Raw genomic sequence first — 17,292 nt, 5'->3', positions numbered from 1 at the left:
GATCTCGATCAACAAATGTCAGCTCTCCGGTCTGATGATCGCCGGGAATGTGCATGGAGGATCTGATGTTTCGCTGCGGCAGGATCTTGATGGCGGTCGCGCTCGTGATCGCGATTCCGCTGGCGGCGGCGGCGCAGACGGCAGATAAGGCGCCGGCCTCCAGTCCGCAGCAGGCAGATCCCCCCGCGCAAGCAGCAGAGCTTCTGAAACCGGAGCAGCTCGAAGCTCTGGTCGCGCCGATTGCGCTCTATCCCGACGAGTTGCTTGCCAACGTGCTGGCGGCTTCCACCTATCCTCTGGAAGTCGTTCAGGCCGATCGCTGGCTGAAAGAGCGCAAGACTCTGAAGGGTGATGCCCTGAAGACTGAAGTCGAGAAGCAGCCGTGGGATGACAGCATCAAGGCGCTGGCCTCGACTGCTGAGGTTCTGGCCATGATGAGCGACAAGCTCGACTGGACCAAGGCGCTGGGCGACGCCGTGCTCGCGCAGCAACCGGATGTGATGGATGCGGTCCAGCGGTTGCGGACCAAGGCTTATGACAATAAAAAGCTGGTGACCACCAAGCAGCAGAAGGTGAGCGTCAAGACCGAGGAAAGCAGGCAGGTGGTCGTGATCGAGCCGGCGGTTCCCGATACGATGTACGTGCCGTACTACGAGCCTGCGACAGTCTACGGCGCGTGGCCCTACACCGAGTATCCGCCGTATTATTTCGGCTATCCATCCTACATCGGCGCAGGCGTCGTCGCGGCAGGTCTTGCCTTCGGCACCGCCTGGGCCATTGGGCGCTGGGGCAATTACTGGGGCGGTGGCTGCAACTGGGGCAACCGCAACGTCTATATCAATCACCGAACCACCAACATCGGAAATGGCTGGCAGCACAATCCTTCGCATCGCCAAGGGGTGCGGTACAACAACGCCAACGTTCAGCAGCGCTTTGGCAACAGCAACCTGAAGGCCGGCGCCGCCGACCGGATGGATTTCCGCGGCCGCGACGGACAGCAGAAGCCGGGACAGGATCGGCCAGGTGCGGGAGATCGCGCAGGAGATCGTGCCGGCGACCGCGCAGGTGATCGAAGCGGTGACCGACAAGGCGCGGGGGATCGTGCCAAGGCGGGAGGCGATCGTGCTAAAGGTGGTGGCGATCGCGCGGCCAAGGGTGGTGGTGCCAAGAATGCCGGCGCAAAAAGTGCCAGCCCTAAAGCGGGCGGTGCCAAGGGCGGCGGTGGCGCCAAGGCCGCGAACCGCGGTGGTGGCGGTGCCCTGAACGTGTCGTCGGGCCGCTCGGCGGCTGCAGCATCGGCCCGTGGCCAGGCGAGCATGGCGAGCATGGGACCGCGCGGTGGCGGCGGCGGAGGTGCGAGCTTCGCCGGCCGAGGCGGCGGCGGAGGCTTCCAGGGTGGCGGTGGCGGTGGCCGCGGTGGCGGTGGTGGCGGCGGACGGCGTTCCGATATCGGGCTGAAGCACGATGTCGTTCTGCTCGGCCATCTTTCAAGCGGCCTTGGTTACTACCGCTTCAGCTATATCGGCAGCGACAAGGCCTATGTCGGCGTCATTGCGCAGGAAGTCGAGGAAGTGAAGCCGGTAGCCGTCACCCGCGGAGCCGACGGCTATCTCCGGGTCTATTACGAAAAGCTCGGTCTGAAATTCCGTACCTATCGCGATTGGCTCGAGAGCGGCGCGCGGATTCCTGCGGGGGTGACGCCATGATGAGTTTGAAGTCGCTTCTTCGTGCGGCGTTGCCGGCCATCATGGCGCTGGCGCTCCTGAGCTGGCCATCCCTGGCGCAGCAATCCTATCCGACACCGGAGGATGCGGCAGCGGCGCTCGCTGCCGCCGTCAAAAGCGGGCCGGACCGGGCCATCCTGAAAGTGCTCGGCAGCGCTGCCGAGGACATCGTCTCGTCCGGTGATGAGGTTGCCGACGTCGACATCCGGAAACGCTTCGTCTCGATGTATGATGCTAAGCATTCGGTCAAGACAGAGGGTAACAAGAAGGCGATGCTGATGTTGGGTCCGGACGACTTCCCGTTCCCGATCCCGCTCGTCAACACCAAGACCGGCTGGGAATTCGATGCCGCCGAAGGCCGCATCGAAGTGCTGTATCGCCGCATCGGCCGCAATGAGCTCGACGCCATCCAGACCAGTCTTGCCTTTGTCGATGCCGAGAACGACTACGCTGACAAGGATCGCGGCGAAGGGGTCGGCGTGTACGCACAGCGCATCGTCAGCAGCGCGGGCAAGAAGGACGGGTTGTTCTGGCGCGACGACAGCGACCAGAGCCCGCTCGGCGCACTGGTAGCGCAGGCTTCGGCTGAAGGGTACCAGGCCGGGGATGGCCCGGAGCCCTATCACGGCTACTATTTCCGCATCCTGAGAGGGCAGGGCTCGAACGCGCCAGGCGGCGCGCTCAACTACGTCGTCAAAGGCAAGATGATCGGAGGTTTTGCGCTGGTCGCCTGGCCCGCCGAGTACGGCAATTCCGGCGTCATGACCTTCCTGGTCAATCATGCGGGCGTTGTCTACCAGAAGGATCTCGGGCCTCGGACCAAGGTCCTCGCTCCTCGCATGACTGCATTCGATCCGGACCAGACCTGGAAGAAGGTCGATGGTGCGAAACCCTGAGCGACGTACGTAGATGGTGCGCCTGGCATCCTCGTGTCGGTCGCCAACCTCAGCACGATCATGATCTCTCTGAAGTGAGCGAAAGGCGGAACGATGGTGACGCCTCGTACCGCTATTGCGCAGAAGACTGAGCGGAGATTGGAATCTCCAACTCGAAAACGGAGCCCCTGACGTCCGACTTGACCAGCCTCAGCCTTCCTCCGCACCTTGCGACCAGGTTGGAGGAGATCGCCAGTCCCAACCCCATACCGCCTTGCTTCGTCGTGAAGAAAGGGTCGAAGATGCGCTCTTGATGACGCGGTGTGATGCCGGTGCCGGAGTCCTCGACGGACAAATGGACGGTTGTGCTACCATCGAGGGCGGTTTTCAGACGGAGCTGCCGTTGATCGGCGGGCACAGAACTCATTGCGTCAATCGCGTTCTTGCAGAGGTTCAGGACAATCTGCTGAAGCTCAGTGCCGTCCAGGGCGACTGGAGGTATGTTGCCCTGAAGCTCCGTCGCTACTGATACACCATTGGTCAGGAGATCGTGCTTCAAAAGTCTCAGCGTAAGCTCGGCGATCTCCTCGACGTTTGCCGAAGCGCCGCCGTGTGCCGTTTTGATTGTCATCTCGCGAATGCTCGATATGATGTCAGCGGCCCGGCCGCCGTCGGCTTCGATGTCACAGAGGATGTTCTCGAGTTCCGCAAGTTCAGGGGATGCAGCTCGCAAGTGACTGAGGCCCGTCGCAGCATTGAGCGAGATGGCTCCCAATGGCGATCTCAACTCATGGGCGATCGCGCCAGTGACCGCGTCGATGCTCAGAAGCCGGTTCGCTCGTTCGCGCCGCTGCAGGGCGATGACGCTGGCGAGGCGTGAATAGAGAAACATCGTTTCGATGAGCAATACGGTCAGCAACATGCAACTGCCGACCAGAACGAAACCGCGTGCTGCATACCAACCGATGGTGAACCGTACCGAGCTGCCGATGATCGCCACCAGGAAATTGGGCAAGTAGGCGAGTAAAGTCACCATCAGCCAAAGGTCAAGAATGGTGCGCATGCGTGCAAACATGACGGTCAGAGCAGTCACATTCCATAGCAGTAGTATGAGGTTGACCTGATTACCGAGGGGCGTCTGATGCCTGACGTCGATCATGTAGAAGCTAGGGAGAAGTTCGGCTTTCGCGGTCACCATCCACGTCAATCCCGTCACCGTAGCGGCGATGCAGCCGAGAGCTAGCATGATCGCGGTTAGCGCAGGTCTGCCTGGTCTGCCGGCGGTGGAATAATCCTTTGTGAATCCGTACACCAGGATCGCTGCGGGAAAAGCCGTGTGCCAAAGCACGTAAAGCCAAGCGGGGCTATCCAGTCCATTTCCAATGACACCTGCGGGAGCGTATCCGTTCGGAAAGGCGAGCGTTTGCAGGAATGCGAACGATCCGCTGAAAACGTATCCGCTTGCCAGTGCGAGAAGTGCCCGTTGGGGCTGGATCGCAAATTGAGCAAACAGCAGGGCTGCCGTGATGAACTCGGCCAGAGCCAATGTGGTCTGCAATATCGGAACGAAACCATTAATCTGGCCCAATTGGATCCGAGCGAACGGCGCGATGACGGCTGCAAGGACGATGAGCAAGACGGCGACACTCACCGCCCAGGCCTTTTGACGAGGGGTTGCGGGTATGTTTGCGATGATCAATGGGAATTCTTGCTCATCGTCATGAGCAGGCTCGGCGGCCGCGTTGGCTGATCGCTGGCTCGCTAGCGCAATACCCGACCCTGATGCTGTCGCACCGCCGACAAGTCCCATGAACTTGCGCTGGCTCATGCCGCCTCCGGGCCCACGAGACAGCATCTTACTCGTCCCCGCGCCCGTTGAAAGCCCATAGGGCGATCGGCGTGTTCCGGCAGAGACATCTACCGGCAGGATTTATGTTCGCAGCATGGCCTCGATCTCTTGCGCTGCTTGAAGCAGCGTGCGGTCCTGTCCGCGCGCGGCGATGACCTGAAGGCCAAATGGAAGTCCGCACCCGTCTGTTCCGCACGGTATCGAAATCGCCGGCAGCCGGGCATGATTGACAAAGGGAGTTAACGCCGCGTGCGCGCGCGGGCTCGCCGCGCGGCCACCGATCATGTCGGGTCCGAGCTGGGTGAATGGCCAAGCGACACAGGGGACGGTTGGCGCCAGCAGCAGATCGACCTCGGTGAAGAATGCCGCGAAAGCATTGGCGATCGCGGCGCTTGCCACCAGCGCACCGGCAACGTCGGCGCCAGACCATGACAGCCCTCGCTCGATCTGCTTGGCGATGTCAGGATCGAAGACGCTCGGATCCGCGCGGAAGGCGTCTCGATAGAGTGCGGCGAGACCGGCGTGCTGAAGCGGCATGATGGCCTCTTCCGTCGCGCCCGCCGGCCAGACGGGATCGCGCTGGGCGATGCTGAGGCCTGCGGCGGAGAGACGCGCGATGGCGAAAACGAGCCCGTCAGCGACAACGTCGTCGACCGCGACGTCGAGCCCAAGGCGTGGCGAGAACGCGATGCGCAGACTGGCGGTATTTTTGGCCTTTTGAGCGATGCCGACTGAATCCGGATCGCGCGGATCGACGCCGGCCATGGCCTCGAACGCCAGCGCGATGTCGGCAACATCAGTGGCGATCGGCGCGATGACGGAGAGGCCGAAGAACGGTTCGGCGAAGCCGGGCCCATAGGGGATCGCGCCATAGGAGGGCTTGAACCCGGCGACGCCGACATGAGCCGGCGGCCTGCGGCTCGATCCGCCCGCATCTGTGCCGATCGCTAGCGGTACGAGGCCGGCCGCAACCGCGGCAGCCGGACCGCCCGACGAGCCACCGGGGGTCAACGTGGGATCGAGTGGATGCCGCGTTGGCCCATACAGGGGAGAGGTGGTCACGCCCTTGCAGGCGAATTCCGACGTTGCGCCGATGCCGACGACGACGGCGCCGGCCTTGCGCAGCCGCTCAATCGCAATCGCATCCCGCGGCGCGGCGAATTCGGCGAACAGGCGCGAGCCCTGTGTCACACGCCAGTCGCCGACCCAGATGTTGTCCTTGACGATGACGGGGACACCGGCGAGCGGCATCGTCTCGCCGGCACGCAGGCGATCGTCGATCGCTGCGGCGTCGGCAAGCGTACGCGCGGGAGCGGTCGTCACCACCGCGTTCAGCGCCTTGGCGGCCTCGATGCGCGCAAGCGCGGCCTTGGCGGTCTCGACCGCACCCGTTCGTCCGGCGGAGACGTCGGCCGCAATCTCGCACGCGCTACTTTCTTGCTTCTTCATCGCCTCCCCAGATCAGTGCCAACGTGCCGCAGAGGGTGAGGCACGCCAAGGCGAAGAAGGCGGCCCCGAGACGGGCTGCGCCGTCCAGGAGCGACACCAGGGCCGGTGCTGCCAAGAGGCCGGCATAGGATGCGGTCAGCACCGCGCCGGTGGTCTCGCCAATCCTGTCCTGCGGGGCGAGGCGTGCGATCTCGGCGATGAAGACACCGTTCCAGCCCGAGGCTGTCAGGCCGAACAGAGCTGCAATCGCGAACTGGCCGGTCCGTCCGAGCGATGCGCCATCGAGACCCAGCAGCGCTGCGCAGAAAGTCATGCCGAGACCGATGACGACGAGAACTCCGCGCGAGGCATTGAGGCGCATTGCGACGAGGCCCCAGCCGAGCCGGCCGATCAGGCCGCCGGCCTGGGCGCAGGCAAGCGCCATGCCGGCCTCGATATGGCTGAGGCCGAGTTCGCGGGTGCCGAGCGTGACGAAAACCGTATTGAGCGACACCTGCATCGCGCTGAACGGCATCGAGGCCAGCGCCAGCATTGCGATGCGCCGATCCGCGGTCACCAGTGCCAGCAGCGTGCTAAGGCCAAGCTCCGGCAGTGGAGCGACCTTGGCGACGTAGGCCGGCCGCAGGCGCTCGAACCATGCTATCGCCAGCAGCGCGCAGGCGCCCACGGCGGCATAGCACCAGGCTGGCCCTAGCGAGATTGCGATCGCGGGCAGAACCAGCGACCCGCAGACGGCACCGATCTGGTTTCCGGTCTGGCGAACCGAGAACACGAACGCACGCCGCTCGGTCGTCACGAGTCGCGCCAGCAGCGCCGCGCTTGCGGGCGTCTCAGGTCCGAAGGCGAGGCCAAGACAGAGGCCGGCTGCGAGCAGGGCCGCCGTCGAGCCGAGCGAAGCCAGCACCATGCTGGCGATGATCGCCGCCGCGCAGAGGCTCGCGATCCGCAGCGAGCCCAGGCGAGCGATGAACCCGCCGCCCCAGAACGAGGCGGGAATGCCGACCGCGAACACGGCGCAGGAGAACATCGAGAGCTGCCAGACCTCGATATGGGCGCGCGGTGCCACCACGCCCGGCGCGAACAGAGCCAGCGCCACCAGCGCCTGAAGCGAGGTCATGGCGCCAAGCGCCGGCAACAATGCGGGCGCTGGCCGAACGGCCGTGTTTGCGTCTACCATGGCGCTGCGTTCATTGGAGGAACATAGTGGCAGGCGGCATTTCCATTCACGCGGTCGATGTGGCGAGCGGACGCCCAGCGCAGGGCCTGCGCGTCGAGATCTGGCGGATCGATCCGGACTCGCTGCGTATCGCCGACGGACGGCTTGGTGCCAACGGCGTGCTCGATCATCCCGTTGCGCAGGGCGCGGGCGTTACGGCAGGCGAGTACGAGGTCCTGTTTCATCTCGGCGAGTTCTTTGGCGACCGCGACGGTTTTCTCACGGTGACGCCGTTCCGCTTTCGCATCAAGGATGTCAACGAGCATTTTCATTTGCCACTGAAATTCACGCGCTGGGGCTATTCGCTGTTCCGCGGCGCCTGATCAGTTGGTCAGCCGCCGCGACAATCCCGTGACGCGCTCCATGATGGCGACCAGCGCGACGGTCGCAATGATTAGCACGCCCGACAGCGCGGCGATGGTGACGTCGAGCTTGCCCTCGAGGTCCTGCCACATCCGGATCGGCAGCATGTCGGTTGCGGCATCACGCAGGAACAGCGACACCGGCACGTTGTCGAAGGACGACATAAAGGCGATGAAGGCGCCCGCAATGATACCCGGCCGGATCAGCGGCAGCACGATGCGCCGGAAGGTGTAGGTGCGGCTGGCGCCCAGCACGGCCGAGCTCTCCAGCAGGGTGGGCTCCAGCTGGGCGAGCGCCGCAATCGTGTTGCGCACGACATAGGGGACGCAGACCACGGTATGGCCGATCACCAATGTCAGCGTCGACACCGGCAGTCCGACCAGCGAGAACAGCATCAAGGCGGCAAGGCCGAAGGCCAGCGCCGGCAGCACCAGCGGCGACATGAACAGGGAATCGAGCAGCCGCGCCGACAGCGTCGGCGAGCGCGAGATCGCCAGCGCGGCGGCAACGCCGAGCACCACGGACAGGCCCGTCGCCCATAGCGCCACGAGGAGGCTGTTCTTGGCTGCGAAGTGCAGCTGCCAGGCGTTCCATAATTCGGCGTACCAGCGCAGCGAATAGCCCGGCGGCGGAAAACGCAGCGAGAAGCCGCTGGTGAAGGAGACGATCACCACCACCAGCGACGGCGCGATGATGATGATCAGCGCGACGATCGCGATTACGGTCATGACCAGCTCGAAGCTGAACGCCTCCAGGGTACGCTTGCGTCCGCTCATCACGCGCCTCCATAGCCGCGCGACAGGCGGCCGAGCGTGGTGAAGACGGAGACGACCGCGAGAACGGCCAGCAGGAAGATGATGGAGATTGCCGATGCAAACGGCCAGTTCTGCAGCGTCGAGGCCTGCTGATAGAGATACATCGGCATGAACAGCATCTGTCCACCGCCGATCAGCGACTGGGTGATGAAGGCCGTGATCGCCGCGGCATAGGTCAGCGTGCAGCCGGCGATCACGCCGGGCAGCGACAGCGGCAGCACGATCTTGAAGAAGGTGCGCCAGCTTCCGGCGCCGAGCGAGCAGGAGGCATCGTCGAGATTGGAATCGATCCGGCCGAGCGCGGTGATCAGCGGTAACGTCATCAGCGGCATCTGCACCTGCGCCAGCGCGATCACCACGCCGAACTGGGTGTAGAGCAGTTTTATGGGCGTATCGATGATGCCGAGCGATTGCAGCGTGGCGTTGATGATGCCCTGGCGGCCCAGGATGACGATCCAGGCGAAGGTCCGGACCACGACGCTGGTCAAAAGCGGCAGCAGCACGATCAGGATGATGATGGTCTGAAGCCGCGGCCCGACCCGCTGGTAGAGCCAGGCGATGGGAAAGCCGAGCACGAGGCAGACGGCCGTCACCTCGGCCCCCAGCAGCAGCGTCGAGCCGAGCACGCTGAGGCTGAAGGGGTCGGTGAGGAAGTGCAGATATTGGCCGAGACCCCAATGGAGCGCGGACGTGTCGTTGTGCAGCGAGAGCCACAGCAATTGCAGCAGCGGCGCCACGAAGAACACCAGGAAGAACAGCGCCAGCGGCGCTGCCAATCCCATCCCGTAGGACGTGACGTCTCGTGATGCCGGTGCTGCGCCCATGGTATTAGATCTTGATCTCGCGGTTGAAGCGCTCGATCCAGGCCGAGCGCTGCTCGTTGATCTTCTTCCAGTCTTGGAACACGAATTTCTGCTTCAGCTCCGCGGTGTCCTTGGCGAGCACGCGCGCGATCTCGCCGCCCATCGTCACCTTGGAATTGGTCGGCACGATTAGGTAGGGCGGGTTCATCAGCGTGGTCTGTACCTCCGGCGTCAACGACGCCTCGATCAGCTTGAAGGCGAGCTCGCGGTTGGGCGAGTTCTTGACGATGTGGATCGTGGTCTTGAACGCGATGGCGCCTTCCTTCGGAGCCACGAACTCGACCGGCACGCCGCGCGCTTTCAGGATCTGGATGGCGTTGAAATTACCGGGCGAGATATCGATCTGGCCCTGCTGGAACAGGGTGGCGAGCGCGCCGGGGTTAGCGGCGACCGCGGCGAGATTGGGCTTCAGCTCCTCGATCGCCTTGAAGCCGGGATCGACATTGGCCTCCGAGCCGCCGCGCATCTTGGCAATCTCGACGAGCCAACCGGTGCCGAGCGTCGAGTTGAGGTTGGTGATGCCGACGCGGCCCTTGAACTCGGGCTTCCACAGATCGGCCCAGGAGGTCGGCGGCGTCTTGACGGCTTCCGGATTGTAGGTAAGGCCGACGACCTGGAAGAACGGGGCCGGGCCCATCGGCTCCTGCGCCTCGGCGATCAGGTCCTTGTAATAGGCGCTCTTCTCGACGGGGTATGGCTCGACGAGATCCTGGCCGATCGCGACCAGCGCCGGACCGGGATCGTGCAGCATGACGTCGATCGGCGGATTGGCCTTGGCGGCGTTCACCTTGGCGATCTGGTCGACCGAGAGCATGGGGTCGAGCACCATCGCGGCGTCCGCGTTGGCCTTGCGGAAGGCCGGCACCAGCACGGCCTTGTGCGCCTCCTCCCAGCTTCCGGTGAAGGTCGCGAACACCAGCGGGCGGGCCTGGGCGTAGCTCAATCCGGGAAACGCCTTCATGGCGCCGAGTGTGAGTGCGGTCGTCATCAGACTTCGGCGGTTCATGATCATGGTCGAACTCCCTCTGGACAAAGATTGGATCTAAAGCGTTGCAGGAAAGGCGTTGGCGAGCGACGGAGCGAGCGGAGCAAGGCGCACCGCGGCGCCGCTCTCCAGCGTGCGCGTCTCGCCGATGCGCGCCTGGGAGATCTTGACGCCGGAGCCGTCGGCGGTGGTGACTTCGTGCACGACCGTGGCCCCTAGCGGCAGCGACATGCCGACCACGCCGGCAAAGCCGGTCTCGTCACCGACGAACTGCAGATGCTCGGGGCGTATGCACACGGTGACGCGGCCGCCTTCGGTGAGGGCGCCGCCGGCGGGACGCGCGATGATTTCCGCGCCGGCGTCGAGGCGGACTTTTGCCGCCGTTCGATCCGCCGAGACGACGACGCCGGGCATGCGATTGCTGGCGCCGACGAAAGTGTTCACGAACAGCGTTTGCGGCCGGTCATAGACGTCGGACGGCGATCCGAACTGTTCGAGCTTGCCGTGGCTGAGCACGGCGACGCGATCAGCCATCGACAGCGCCTCTTCCTGGTCGTGGGTCACGATCAGCGTGGTGATGCCGGAGACACGCTGGAGCCGCTTGACTTCGATCTGCATGTCGAGCCGCAAATTCTTGTCGAGCGCGGCAAAGGGCTCGTCGAGCAGCAGGATCGACGGCTTGATCGCCAGCGCGCGAGCGAGCGCCACGCGCTGCTGCTGGCCGCCGGAGAGCTGACGTGGCAACCGTTCCGACATGGTCGGCAGCTGCACCAGATCCAGCAGGCGCTGCGCTTCGCGCTGGCGGGTCGCTTTGTCGATGCCGCGCGCGGCCAGCCCGTAAGCGACATTCTCGCTGATGCTGAGATGGGGGAACAGTGCGTAGTTCTGGAACACGATGCCGACCGCGCGGCGGTTCGGCGGCAGCGCGTCGACGATGTCGTCGCCGATGATGATCCGTCCCTGCGTCTGCGCGATGAAGCCGGCGATGATGCGTAGCAGTGTTGTCTTGCCGCAGCCGGACGGCCCGAGCAGAGCGATGATCTCGCCGCCCTTGATGTCGAGATTGATGTTCTCGACCGCGAGCGCGCCGCTCGGATAACGGTGGGTGACGGCGTCGACGACGAGCGATCGGCCGCCTTGCGCTTCAGCCATGATGTTGCCTCCCGTTCACCCGAGTAAGAAAGCAAGTCTCGTGCCCGCGACGGTCGCTTTTCGCTGCGAGTTTTGGCATTGTGGCGCAATGACATCGGATCGATCGGTTTGCGACCTCACTGCCACGGTCCTTGCGCGCGCCATTGCGAAGGGCGAGCTGTCGTCGCGCGAGGTTGTCGAGGCGCATCTCGAACGGATTGCGCACCAAGACGTGCAATTGGCGGCATTCGTGACTGTCGATGCGGAGGGGGCCCGCCGTGCCGCGGATATCTGCGACGCCGCGCCGGCGCCGGTCGGCGCACTGCATGGGCTGCCCGTAGGGCTCAAGGACCTCACGGACACGGCGGGGCTCGCGACCACTTATGGGTCGGTTCTGTTTCGTGATCACGTTCCGGCTGAGGACGATCTCGTGGTCGCGCGGCTGCGGCGCGCTGGTGCGATCATTCTGGGCAAGACCAACACGCCGGAATTCGGCTTCGGCGCGGTATGCACCAACAAATTGTGCGGCCCGACCCGCAATCCGTTCGATTCCGCGCTGACCTCGGGCGGTTCGTCCGGCGGCTCCGCTGTTGCGGTCGCGGCCGGCATGGTGCCGCTGGCGCATGGCACCGATTTCGGCGGCTCCGTGCGTACACCCGCAAGCTTCTGCGACGTCGCTTCGATCCGTCCGACGCCCGGCCGCATCCCGTCGCCGCATCGCCCCCTCGGCTGGGACATGCTCGCCACCCATGGCTTCCTCGCCCGCGATGTCGACGATCTCGAACTCGCGCTGTCGGTCTGTGGGGGAGGCGACGCGAATGATCCGCTTTCGGTCGGCGTCGTCACCGACGATCGGCCGATCGCAAGACGTCCCAGAATTGCGGTGACCCCCGATTTCGCTGTCGCGCCTGTTGCACGCGAGGTCCGTGCGCGGTTCGCCGCGGCGTGCGAGGCGCTCGCGGCCGCGGCCGATGTCGCGGCCGCGTCGCCCGATTGCGGCGGTGCGATCGAGACATTTCGGACGCTGCGCGCCGCGCACATCGCCAACAGCTATGGCGAGCTGCTGAGGGCGCGCCGCGCCGAGCTCACGCCCACCGTGATCTGGAACATCGAGGCGGGCGCAAAGCTCGCCGCGGAGGACTATCTCAACGCCGAACGGCGCCGCACCGCGATCTACCGCAGCTTCCGCGAGCTGTTCAGCCGCGCCGATTTCCTGGTCGCGCCGGCGGCGTCCGTTCTGCCCTGGCCAAATGAGATCAGCGACGTCACCGTGATCGATGGCGCGGCGCTGGAGACGCCGATCGACTATCTCGCCGTCACCTTCATCGTGTCGCTGGTCGGTTTCCCGGTCCTGACCATGCCGGCGCCGCGAGGGGAGAACGAGTTGCCGTTCGGCATCCAGATCATCGCACCACCGGGATGCGAATCCCGTCTGTTTGCCTTCGGCCGTGCCATCCAGAACGAACTTGGTTTTTCGCATCGCTGGCCGAAGCTCCCCTAGCTGTCGCGATGCTCAAGCCGGGCGGCGAGCGCATCGGCAAGGCCAAGCGTGGGTTTGGCGGCGGGACGGCGGTACGTGCCTGCAATTGCCTTGCACAGGCGCAGCGCCACCAGGGCCTCGGCCTGCTTCACCGAGGCGATGACTTGATCGACGACGGGGACGGGGATCCGGTCGGCGACGCGCTCAGCGAGGCCCGAGAGCGGCGCACCTGCAAAAATCAACACGTCCGCATCGTCTTCCACGATCGCGCGCCGGGCGAGATCGACCAGCACATCCTCCTTCTCGGTGCCGACCTCGGAGATCGCCTGGAACGGCGTATCGAGCATGCGGATACCGGCACAACGCTCCCAGAGCCCGTGGGCGCGGACGCATTCCTCGTACCAGGGGCCAAGCGCCTGGGCGAAGGTGACGATGGCGAAGCGGCGCCCGGCCATGCAGGCGGTCAGCATCGCTGCTTCCGCCATGCCGACCACGGGAATGTCAAAAGTTTCGCGCGCGGCGAACAGGCCGGGGTCGCCGAAGGCGGCGATGATCGCGGCGTCGACATTGCGATGCTGCTCGGCCAGCATCTCAAGCGCAATGGCGCCGCCGATCTGCGCCTCGGTGCGCGTCGAGATGTAGGGCACGCCGCGGGTCGCGGTGCAGGGGATCAGCTCGGTCCCTGGCGCAGCCGCGCGCTGCCCGACTCCCGTCATCAGTTGCGTGACTTCGGTGCTGGTGTTCGGGTTGAGCAGCAGCAGCTTCATGGTTACGCCGCCGTCCGGTTGGCTTGAGAGGCCGCGATGACTTCGAGCAGCGCAGTGCCGGTGCGGTGGACATGGGCGCCGAGCAGGCGGCCGGCCGCTTCGCTGTCGCGCGCCTCGATAGCCGCCAGGATACCGGCGTGCTCGTCGACCGAATTGCTCCAGCGGCGGTCGGCGCCGAGCGCGAGGTAACGCGCGCGTTCGGCGCGGGAGATCAGCGTCTCGTGCGCCTCGCGCAGCGGCGTGTTGCGCGCCATGCGGACGATGGTGTTGTGGATCTCGCCGTTGATGGCGAAGTACTCGTCGAGCTTGCCGTTGCGATGATGGCCTTCCATGCGGGTCTGAAGCGTGCGCAGGCGGGCGAGATCGCGCTCGGTGGCGCGCTCCGCGGCGAGCTCGGCGGCCAGACGTTCGATGCCGGCCAGCGCCTCGAACAATTCCGAGATGCCGCCGACCGCGATGCCGGCAATGCGCGGGCTGCGGTTGGGGCGAAGCTCGATCAGTCCTTCGGCCGCGAGTACCTTCATCGCCTCGCGCAGCGGGGTGCGCGATACGCCCAGCTCCTTCGAGAGCCTTGTCTCCTGGGTCTGCGATCCCGGCGCCAGCTCGCCGCGAATGATCATCGTCCGCATCCGCGCAGCGGCGCGCTCATGCAGGCCCATCCGCTTGAGTTTGGGCGACTTTCGGCCCTGGTTCGGTTCGGATTTTTGCTGCACGCAAGCCTCGCTGCTTGCGCGCAATCTAATCCAATCTCTGTCAAACCCGTGCTCAATTAGGAGACGTATGTAGCTCAAAATAAAAGCATATCGAACAAATTGCATGCAGTATGCAGATTGCGGGTTGCGCGGGTGCGAGGGATGCGGATGATCCTGCTGAGGAGCGCAGTCGCGCTTCGCCGCAAATGGAGCGAAGGCGATCGATGTTAGTACTGCGCAAGCGTCTCGGCATGATCACGCCATCCTCCAATTCGGTGCTCGAGCCCGTCACCAGTGCGATGCTCGCCGGCGTCGACGGCGTCACTGCGCATTTCTCACGCTTCCGCGTTACCGAGATTGCGCTCGACGCCGCCGCGCTGAACCAGTTCGACGCCTCGGTGATGCTGCCCGCAGCGGATTTGCTCGCCGATGCAAAAGTCGATGCCATCGCCTGGAACGGCACGTCCGCGAGCTGGCTTGGCATCGACCGCGACCGGAGCCTTTGCGAGGCGATCACAGCGCGCGCGAGCGTGCCGGCAACGACCTCCACACTCGCCTGCATCGATGCCGCCCGCGCACTTGGCGCCAAGCGTGTCGGCCTGGTCTCGCCCTATACGGACGACGTGCAGCGGCGGATCGCGGACGTGTGGGCTCAGGAGGGCATCACCTCGCATGCGGAGCGGCATCTGGGCTTGCGCGACAATTTCTCTTTCGGCGAGGTCGCGCCTGCAACGATCGCGGACATGATCCGTGCCGTGGCTGCGGAAGGCGCCGACGCGATCGTTATCCTCTGCACCAACCTCGACGGCGCCGCGCTGGCCGCTTCGCTCGAACGGGAATTGGATATCGCCGTGCTGGATTCCGTCGCTGTCACGCTGTGGCGGACCCTGAGCCTCGCCGGCGGCGACGTTGCGGCTCTTGCGGAATGGGGCAGGATATTCCAGACCATGCCGGTCATCAAGTGATGGAGACTCCTGTGGCGCAACTCGATCTCGCCGTTCGCGGCGGCACCATCGTGACGGCCGGCGACGAGTTCCGCGCCGATATTGGCATTCGCGACGGCCGCATCGTCAGCATCGCCGAGAGCGTCGAGGGCGCAGCGCGCGAGATCGACGCAACCGGTCTGCTGGCGCTGCCGGGTGGGATCGACAGCCATGTCCACATCTCGCAACCGTCCGGTCCCGACGTGGTGATGGCCGATGATTTCGCGTCGGCGACGCGTTCGGCAGCCGCCGGCGGCAACACCATGGTGTTGCCCTTCGCGCTTCAAGAGAAGGGCACGTCGCTCCGAACCTGCGTCGAAAACTACCGCAAACTCGCCGAAGGCGAATGCTATATCGACACGGCGTTCCACCTCATCATCTCCGATCCGACCGCGGTCGTGCTCGGGCAGGAGCTGCCGGCGCTGGTGAAGGACGGCTACACCTCGTTCAAGGTGTTCATGACCTATGACGACCTCGTGCTGAGCGACCAGCAGCTGCTCGAAGTGTTCGAGGTCGCGCGCCGCGAGGAAGCGCTGGTGATGGTCCATTGCGAGGGGTACGACGCCATCCGTTTTCTCACCTCGAAACTCGAGCGAGAGGGGCATATCGCCCCGTATTTCCATGGTGTGTCCCGGCCGCAGGCCGTCGAGCGCGAGGCGGCGCATCGCGCTATCAGCCATGCCGAAATCGTCGGTGTCCCCATCATGATCGTCCACGTCTCCGGCCGTGAGGCGATGGAGCAGGTGCGCTGGGCCCAGCAGCGCGGGTTGCCCGTGCATGCCGAGACCTGCCCGCAATACATCACGCTGACGGCCGACGACATGAAGGGCCTGAACATGGACATGTCAGGTGCGAAATATGTCTGCTCGCCGCCGCCCCGCGATGCCAAAAGCCAGCAGGCGATCTGGGAGGGCATCACATCAGGCGTGTTCCAGACCTTCTCGTCCGACCACTGCCCGTTCCGCTACGACGATCCCAAGGGCAAGCTGACGCCGAACGGTCGAACCTCGTTCCGCTGGGTGCCGAACGGTATTCCGGGTATCGAGACCCGGCTGCCGATCCTGTTCTCCGAAGGCGTATCGAAGGGACGGATCAGCTTGCAAAAATTCGTCGAGCTCACCGCGACTAACCATGCACGTATCTACGGCCTCTATCCGCGCAAGGGCTCGATCGGCGTCGGCTTCGATGCGGATATCGTGCTCTGGGATGCCAAATTGAAGAAACCTATTCGGCAGGCCGATCTGCATCACGGCTCGGACTACACGCCATGGGAAGGGTTCGACGTCACGGGATGGCCGGTAACGACGATCGCCCGTGGCCGGGTGGTGTACGAACACGGCAGGATCGTCGGCACCAAAGGCGCAGGCGAGGTTCTCAGCCGCGGCAGGTCGAGCCTGATCTGATCGGGCTCAACACGCTGCTGCGCAACTGTGCCGGCCGTGCGCGCGGGCGATGGCCGTCTCAAGTCCACAGACAATGCCGGTCATATGTTCGTATCCAGCCCTCGCATGCGGCAAAACCGATCGCTCAATTCGGACAAGGTTGCCCGGCCGCCCCCCACAAGGCGACGTCCTTGACATGTTCCTCGAAACTGCCTGGAGGCGTCGTCCGGCCCGCGCCGGGCGCCCAACCGCGCGGAATGAAGCCGCTCAATGACGCGTCATGGCGCAGATGCTCCACCAGCCCGGCGGCGTCGCGGCCGCCATTGCGCTTGGGGTCCTTCAGTTGCGCGCAGATCTCGGCGCCGCTCTTTCCGAACCAGATGAAAGCAACGGGAGCGAGTTGCCAATCGATCCCGGCGCGGGGCGGAGCGGGAGCCGGCTCGTTTGCTTGCGTGGAAGTCATGTGACAGGTCGAGCAAGGGACCGCCTCCTCGCCCTTGCGGCTTTCTCCGCCGTGGATGTTCATGCCATGCACGCGAGGTTTGGTTTCGCCGGCCGGCGTCCAGATCGGAATCGCCTTGGCGTCGACGTGGCAATTCGCGCAGCGGGGATGTGTCACCACCGCTTCAATCCGATTCCAGGCCTTCAAACCCTCGCTGCGGCTGACGCTGCCCGGCCGCAGCACATCTTTGGCAACCTCGTCCTTCGCCGCGACAAT

Annotated in this window: 16 protein-coding genes; 6 read left to right on the top strand and 10 right to left on the bottom strand. The window is 64.7% G+C overall.

Features of this window, described 5'->3' with window-relative positions; translation table 11 throughout:
- Window positions 1–65 precede the first annotated feature (65 nt).
- Window positions 66–1,706, top strand: a complete 1,641-nt coding sequence (locus AC0L27_RS31025; protein WP_473321526.1) for a DUF3300 domain-containing protein — start codon at window positions 66–68, stop codon at window positions 1,704–1,706.
- On the top strand, window positions 1,703–2,620 hold the full coding sequence (locus AC0L27_RS31020) for a DUF2950 domain-containing protein (RefSeq protein WP_354204405.1): 918 nt from the start codon (window positions 1,703–1,705) through the stop codon (window positions 2,618–2,620). Before AC0L27_RS31025 ends, AC0L27_RS31020 begins: the two co-directional genes overlap by 4 nt.
- Window positions 2,621–2,732: 112 nt before the next feature.
- Here AC0L27_RS31020 and AC0L27_RS31015 read toward each other — a convergent pair whose 3' ends face one another.
- The 3 genes from AC0L27_RS31015 to AC0L27_RS31005 all read right to left on the bottom strand — a co-directional run bounded on the left by AC0L27_RS31015 (window position 2,733) and on the right by AC0L27_RS31005 (window position 7,074).
- Window positions 2,733–4,427, bottom strand: coding sequence for an MASE4 domain-containing protein (locus tag AC0L27_RS31015; protein ID WP_354204403.1), 1,695 nt, complete (start codon window positions 4,425–4,427; stop codon window positions 2,733–2,735).
- A gap of 102 nt (window positions 4,428–4,529) precedes the next feature.
- Window positions 4,530–5,897, bottom strand: a complete 1,368-nt coding sequence (locus AC0L27_RS31010; protein ID WP_354254157.1) for an amidase — start codon at window positions 5,895–5,897, stop codon at window positions 4,530–4,532.
- Entirely contained in the window at window positions 5,878–7,074 is a 1,197-nt protein-coding gene (locus AC0L27_RS31005; protein ID WP_354204399.1) for an MFS transporter, read from the bottom strand. The genes AC0L27_RS31010 and AC0L27_RS31005 overlap by 20 nt, the downstream gene beginning before the upstream one ends.
- Window positions 7,075–7,100: 26 nt before the next feature.
- On the opposite strand from AC0L27_RS31005, the gene AC0L27_RS31000 reads away from it, so the two are divergent.
- A complete protein-coding gene (locus AC0L27_RS31000) occupies window positions 7,101–7,436 on the top strand; it encodes a hydroxyisourate hydrolase (protein ID WP_354204397.1) in 336 nt (111 codons plus the stop codon).
- Here AC0L27_RS31000 and AC0L27_RS30995 read toward each other — a convergent pair whose 3' ends face one another.
- Genes AC0L27_RS30995 through AC0L27_RS30980 form a run of 4 tightly spaced genes read right to left on the bottom strand, consistent with a single transcriptional unit; the run spans window position 7,437 to window position 11,291 of the window.
- Window positions 7,437–8,252, bottom strand: coding sequence for an ABC transporter permease (locus AC0L27_RS30995; RefSeq protein WP_354204395.1), 816 nt, complete (start codon window positions 8,250–8,252; stop codon window positions 7,437–7,439).
- Window positions 8,252–9,115, bottom strand: coding sequence for an ABC transporter permease (locus tag AC0L27_RS30990; protein WP_354204394.1), 864 nt, complete (start codon window positions 9,113–9,115; stop codon window positions 8,252–8,254). Before AC0L27_RS30990 ends, AC0L27_RS30995 begins: the two co-directional genes overlap by 1 nt.
- Window positions 9,116–9,119: 4 nt before the next feature.
- Entirely contained in the window at window positions 9,120–10,166 is a 1,047-nt protein-coding gene (locus tag AC0L27_RS30985; protein WP_008138281.1) for an ABC transporter substrate-binding protein, read from the bottom strand.
- Window positions 10,167–10,196: 30 nt separating this feature from the next.
- Window positions 10,197–11,291, bottom strand: a complete 1,095-nt coding sequence (locus tag AC0L27_RS30980; RefSeq protein WP_354204391.1) for an ABC transporter ATP-binding protein — start codon at window positions 11,289–11,291, stop codon at window positions 10,197–10,199.
- A gap of 88 nt (window positions 11,292–11,379) precedes the next feature.
- Here AC0L27_RS30980 and AC0L27_RS30975 point away from each other — a divergent pair, with 88 nt between their 5' ends.
- A complete protein-coding gene (locus AC0L27_RS30975; RefSeq protein ID WP_354204389.1) occupies window positions 11,380–12,771 on the top strand; it encodes an amidase in 1,392 nt (463 codons plus the stop codon).
- Here the strand turns inward: AC0L27_RS30975 and AC0L27_RS30970 are convergent.
- Complete coding sequence (locus AC0L27_RS30970; RefSeq protein ID WP_354204387.1) at window positions 12,768–13,517, bottom strand: aspartate/glutamate racemase family protein; 750 nt, start codon at window positions 13,515–13,517, stop codon at window positions 12,768–12,770. The genes AC0L27_RS30975 and AC0L27_RS30970 overlap by 4 nt on opposite strands.
- Before the next feature lie 2 nt (window positions 13,518–13,519).
- Window positions 13,520–14,230 carry a GntR family transcriptional regulator gene (locus tag AC0L27_RS30965; RefSeq protein WP_354204385.1) on the bottom strand — a complete coding sequence of 237 codons (711 nt, stop codon included), beginning with the start codon at window positions 14,228–14,230 and terminating at the stop codon, window positions 13,520–13,522.
- Window positions 14,231–14,433: 203 nt separating this feature from the next.
- Between AC0L27_RS30965 and AC0L27_RS30960 the strand changes: the two genes are divergently transcribed.
- Complete coding sequence (locus AC0L27_RS30960) at window positions 14,434–15,174, top strand: maleate cis-trans isomerase family protein (RefSeq protein ID WP_354204383.1); 741 nt, start codon at window positions 14,434–14,436, stop codon at window positions 15,172–15,174.
- Window positions 15,135–16,595 (top strand): dihydropyrimidinase, encoded by a 1,461-nt coding sequence (hydA, locus tag AC0L27_RS30955; protein ID WP_354204380.1) that lies wholly within the window; start codon window positions 15,135–15,137, stop codon window positions 16,593–16,595. Before AC0L27_RS30960 ends, hydA begins: the two co-directional genes overlap by 40 nt.
- A gap of 124 nt (window positions 16,596–16,719) precedes the next feature.
- Here the strand turns inward: hydA and AC0L27_RS30950 are convergent, their stop codons facing one another.
- On the bottom strand, window positions 16,720–17,259 hold the full coding sequence (locus AC0L27_RS30950) for a hypothetical protein (RefSeq protein WP_354204378.1): 540 nt from the start codon (window positions 17,257–17,259) through the stop codon (window positions 16,720–16,722).
- Window positions 17,260–17,292 lie beyond the last annotated feature (33 nt).

Source organism: Bradyrhizobium sp. Ken51 (genome assembly GCF_055807435.1).
The sequence above is the reverse complement of the archived record's forward strand: the minus strand, read 5'-3'. Positions and strand labels throughout refer to the sequence as shown.

What these genes read in the sequence shown, in the direction of transcription:
- AC0L27_RS31025 (WP_473321526.1), top strand. Translation starts at nt 66, where the DNA reads ATGTTTCGCTGCGGCAGGATCTTGATGGCGGTCGCGCTCGTGATCGCG.
- AC0L27_RS31020 (WP_354204405.1), top strand. Translation starts at nt 1,703, where the DNA reads ATGATGAGTTTGAAGTCGCTTCTTCGTGCGGCGTTGCCGGCCATCATG.
- AC0L27_RS31015 (WP_354204403.1), bottom strand. Translation starts at nt 4,427, where the DNA reads ATGAGCCAGCGCAAGTTCATGGGACTTGTCGGCGGTGCGACAGCATCA.
- AC0L27_RS31010 (WP_354254157.1), bottom strand. Translation starts at nt 5,897, where the DNA reads ATGAAGAAGCAAGAAAGTAGCGCGTGCGAGATTGCGGCCGACGTCTCC.
- AC0L27_RS31005 (WP_354204399.1), bottom strand. Translation starts at nt 7,074, where the DNA reads ATGGTAGACGCAAACACGGCCGTTCGGCCAGCGCCCGCATTGTTGCCG.
- AC0L27_RS30995 (WP_354204395.1), bottom strand. Translation starts at nt 8,252, where the DNA reads ATGAGCGGACGCAAGCGTACCCTGGAGGCGTTCAGCTTCGAGCTGGTC.
- AC0L27_RS30990 (WP_354204394.1), bottom strand. Translation starts at nt 9,115, where the DNA reads ATGGGCGCAGCACCGGCATCACGAGACGTCACGTCCTACGGGATGGGA.
- AC0L27_RS30985 (WP_008138281.1), bottom strand. Translation starts at nt 10,166, where the DNA reads ATGATCATGAACCGCCGAAGTCTGATGACGACCGCACTCACACTCGGC.
- AC0L27_RS30980 (WP_354204391.1), bottom strand. Translation starts at nt 11,291, where the DNA reads ATGGCTGAAGCGCAAGGCGGCCGATCGCTCGTCGTCGACGCCGTCACC.
- AC0L27_RS30975 (WP_354204389.1), top strand. Translation starts at nt 11,380, where the DNA reads ATGACATCGGATCGATCGGTTTGCGACCTCACTGCCACGGTCCTTGCG.
- AC0L27_RS30970 (WP_354204387.1), bottom strand. Translation starts at nt 13,517, where the DNA reads ATGAAGCTGCTGCTGCTCAACCCGAACACCAGCACCGAAGTCACGCAA.
- AC0L27_RS30960 (WP_354204383.1), top strand. Translation starts at nt 14,434, where the DNA reads ATGTTAGTACTGCGCAAGCGTCTCGGCATGATCACGCCATCCTCCAAT.
- hydA (WP_354204380.1), top strand. Translation starts at nt 15,135, where the DNA reads ATGGGGCAGGATATTCCAGACCATGCCGGTCATCAAGTGATGGAGACT.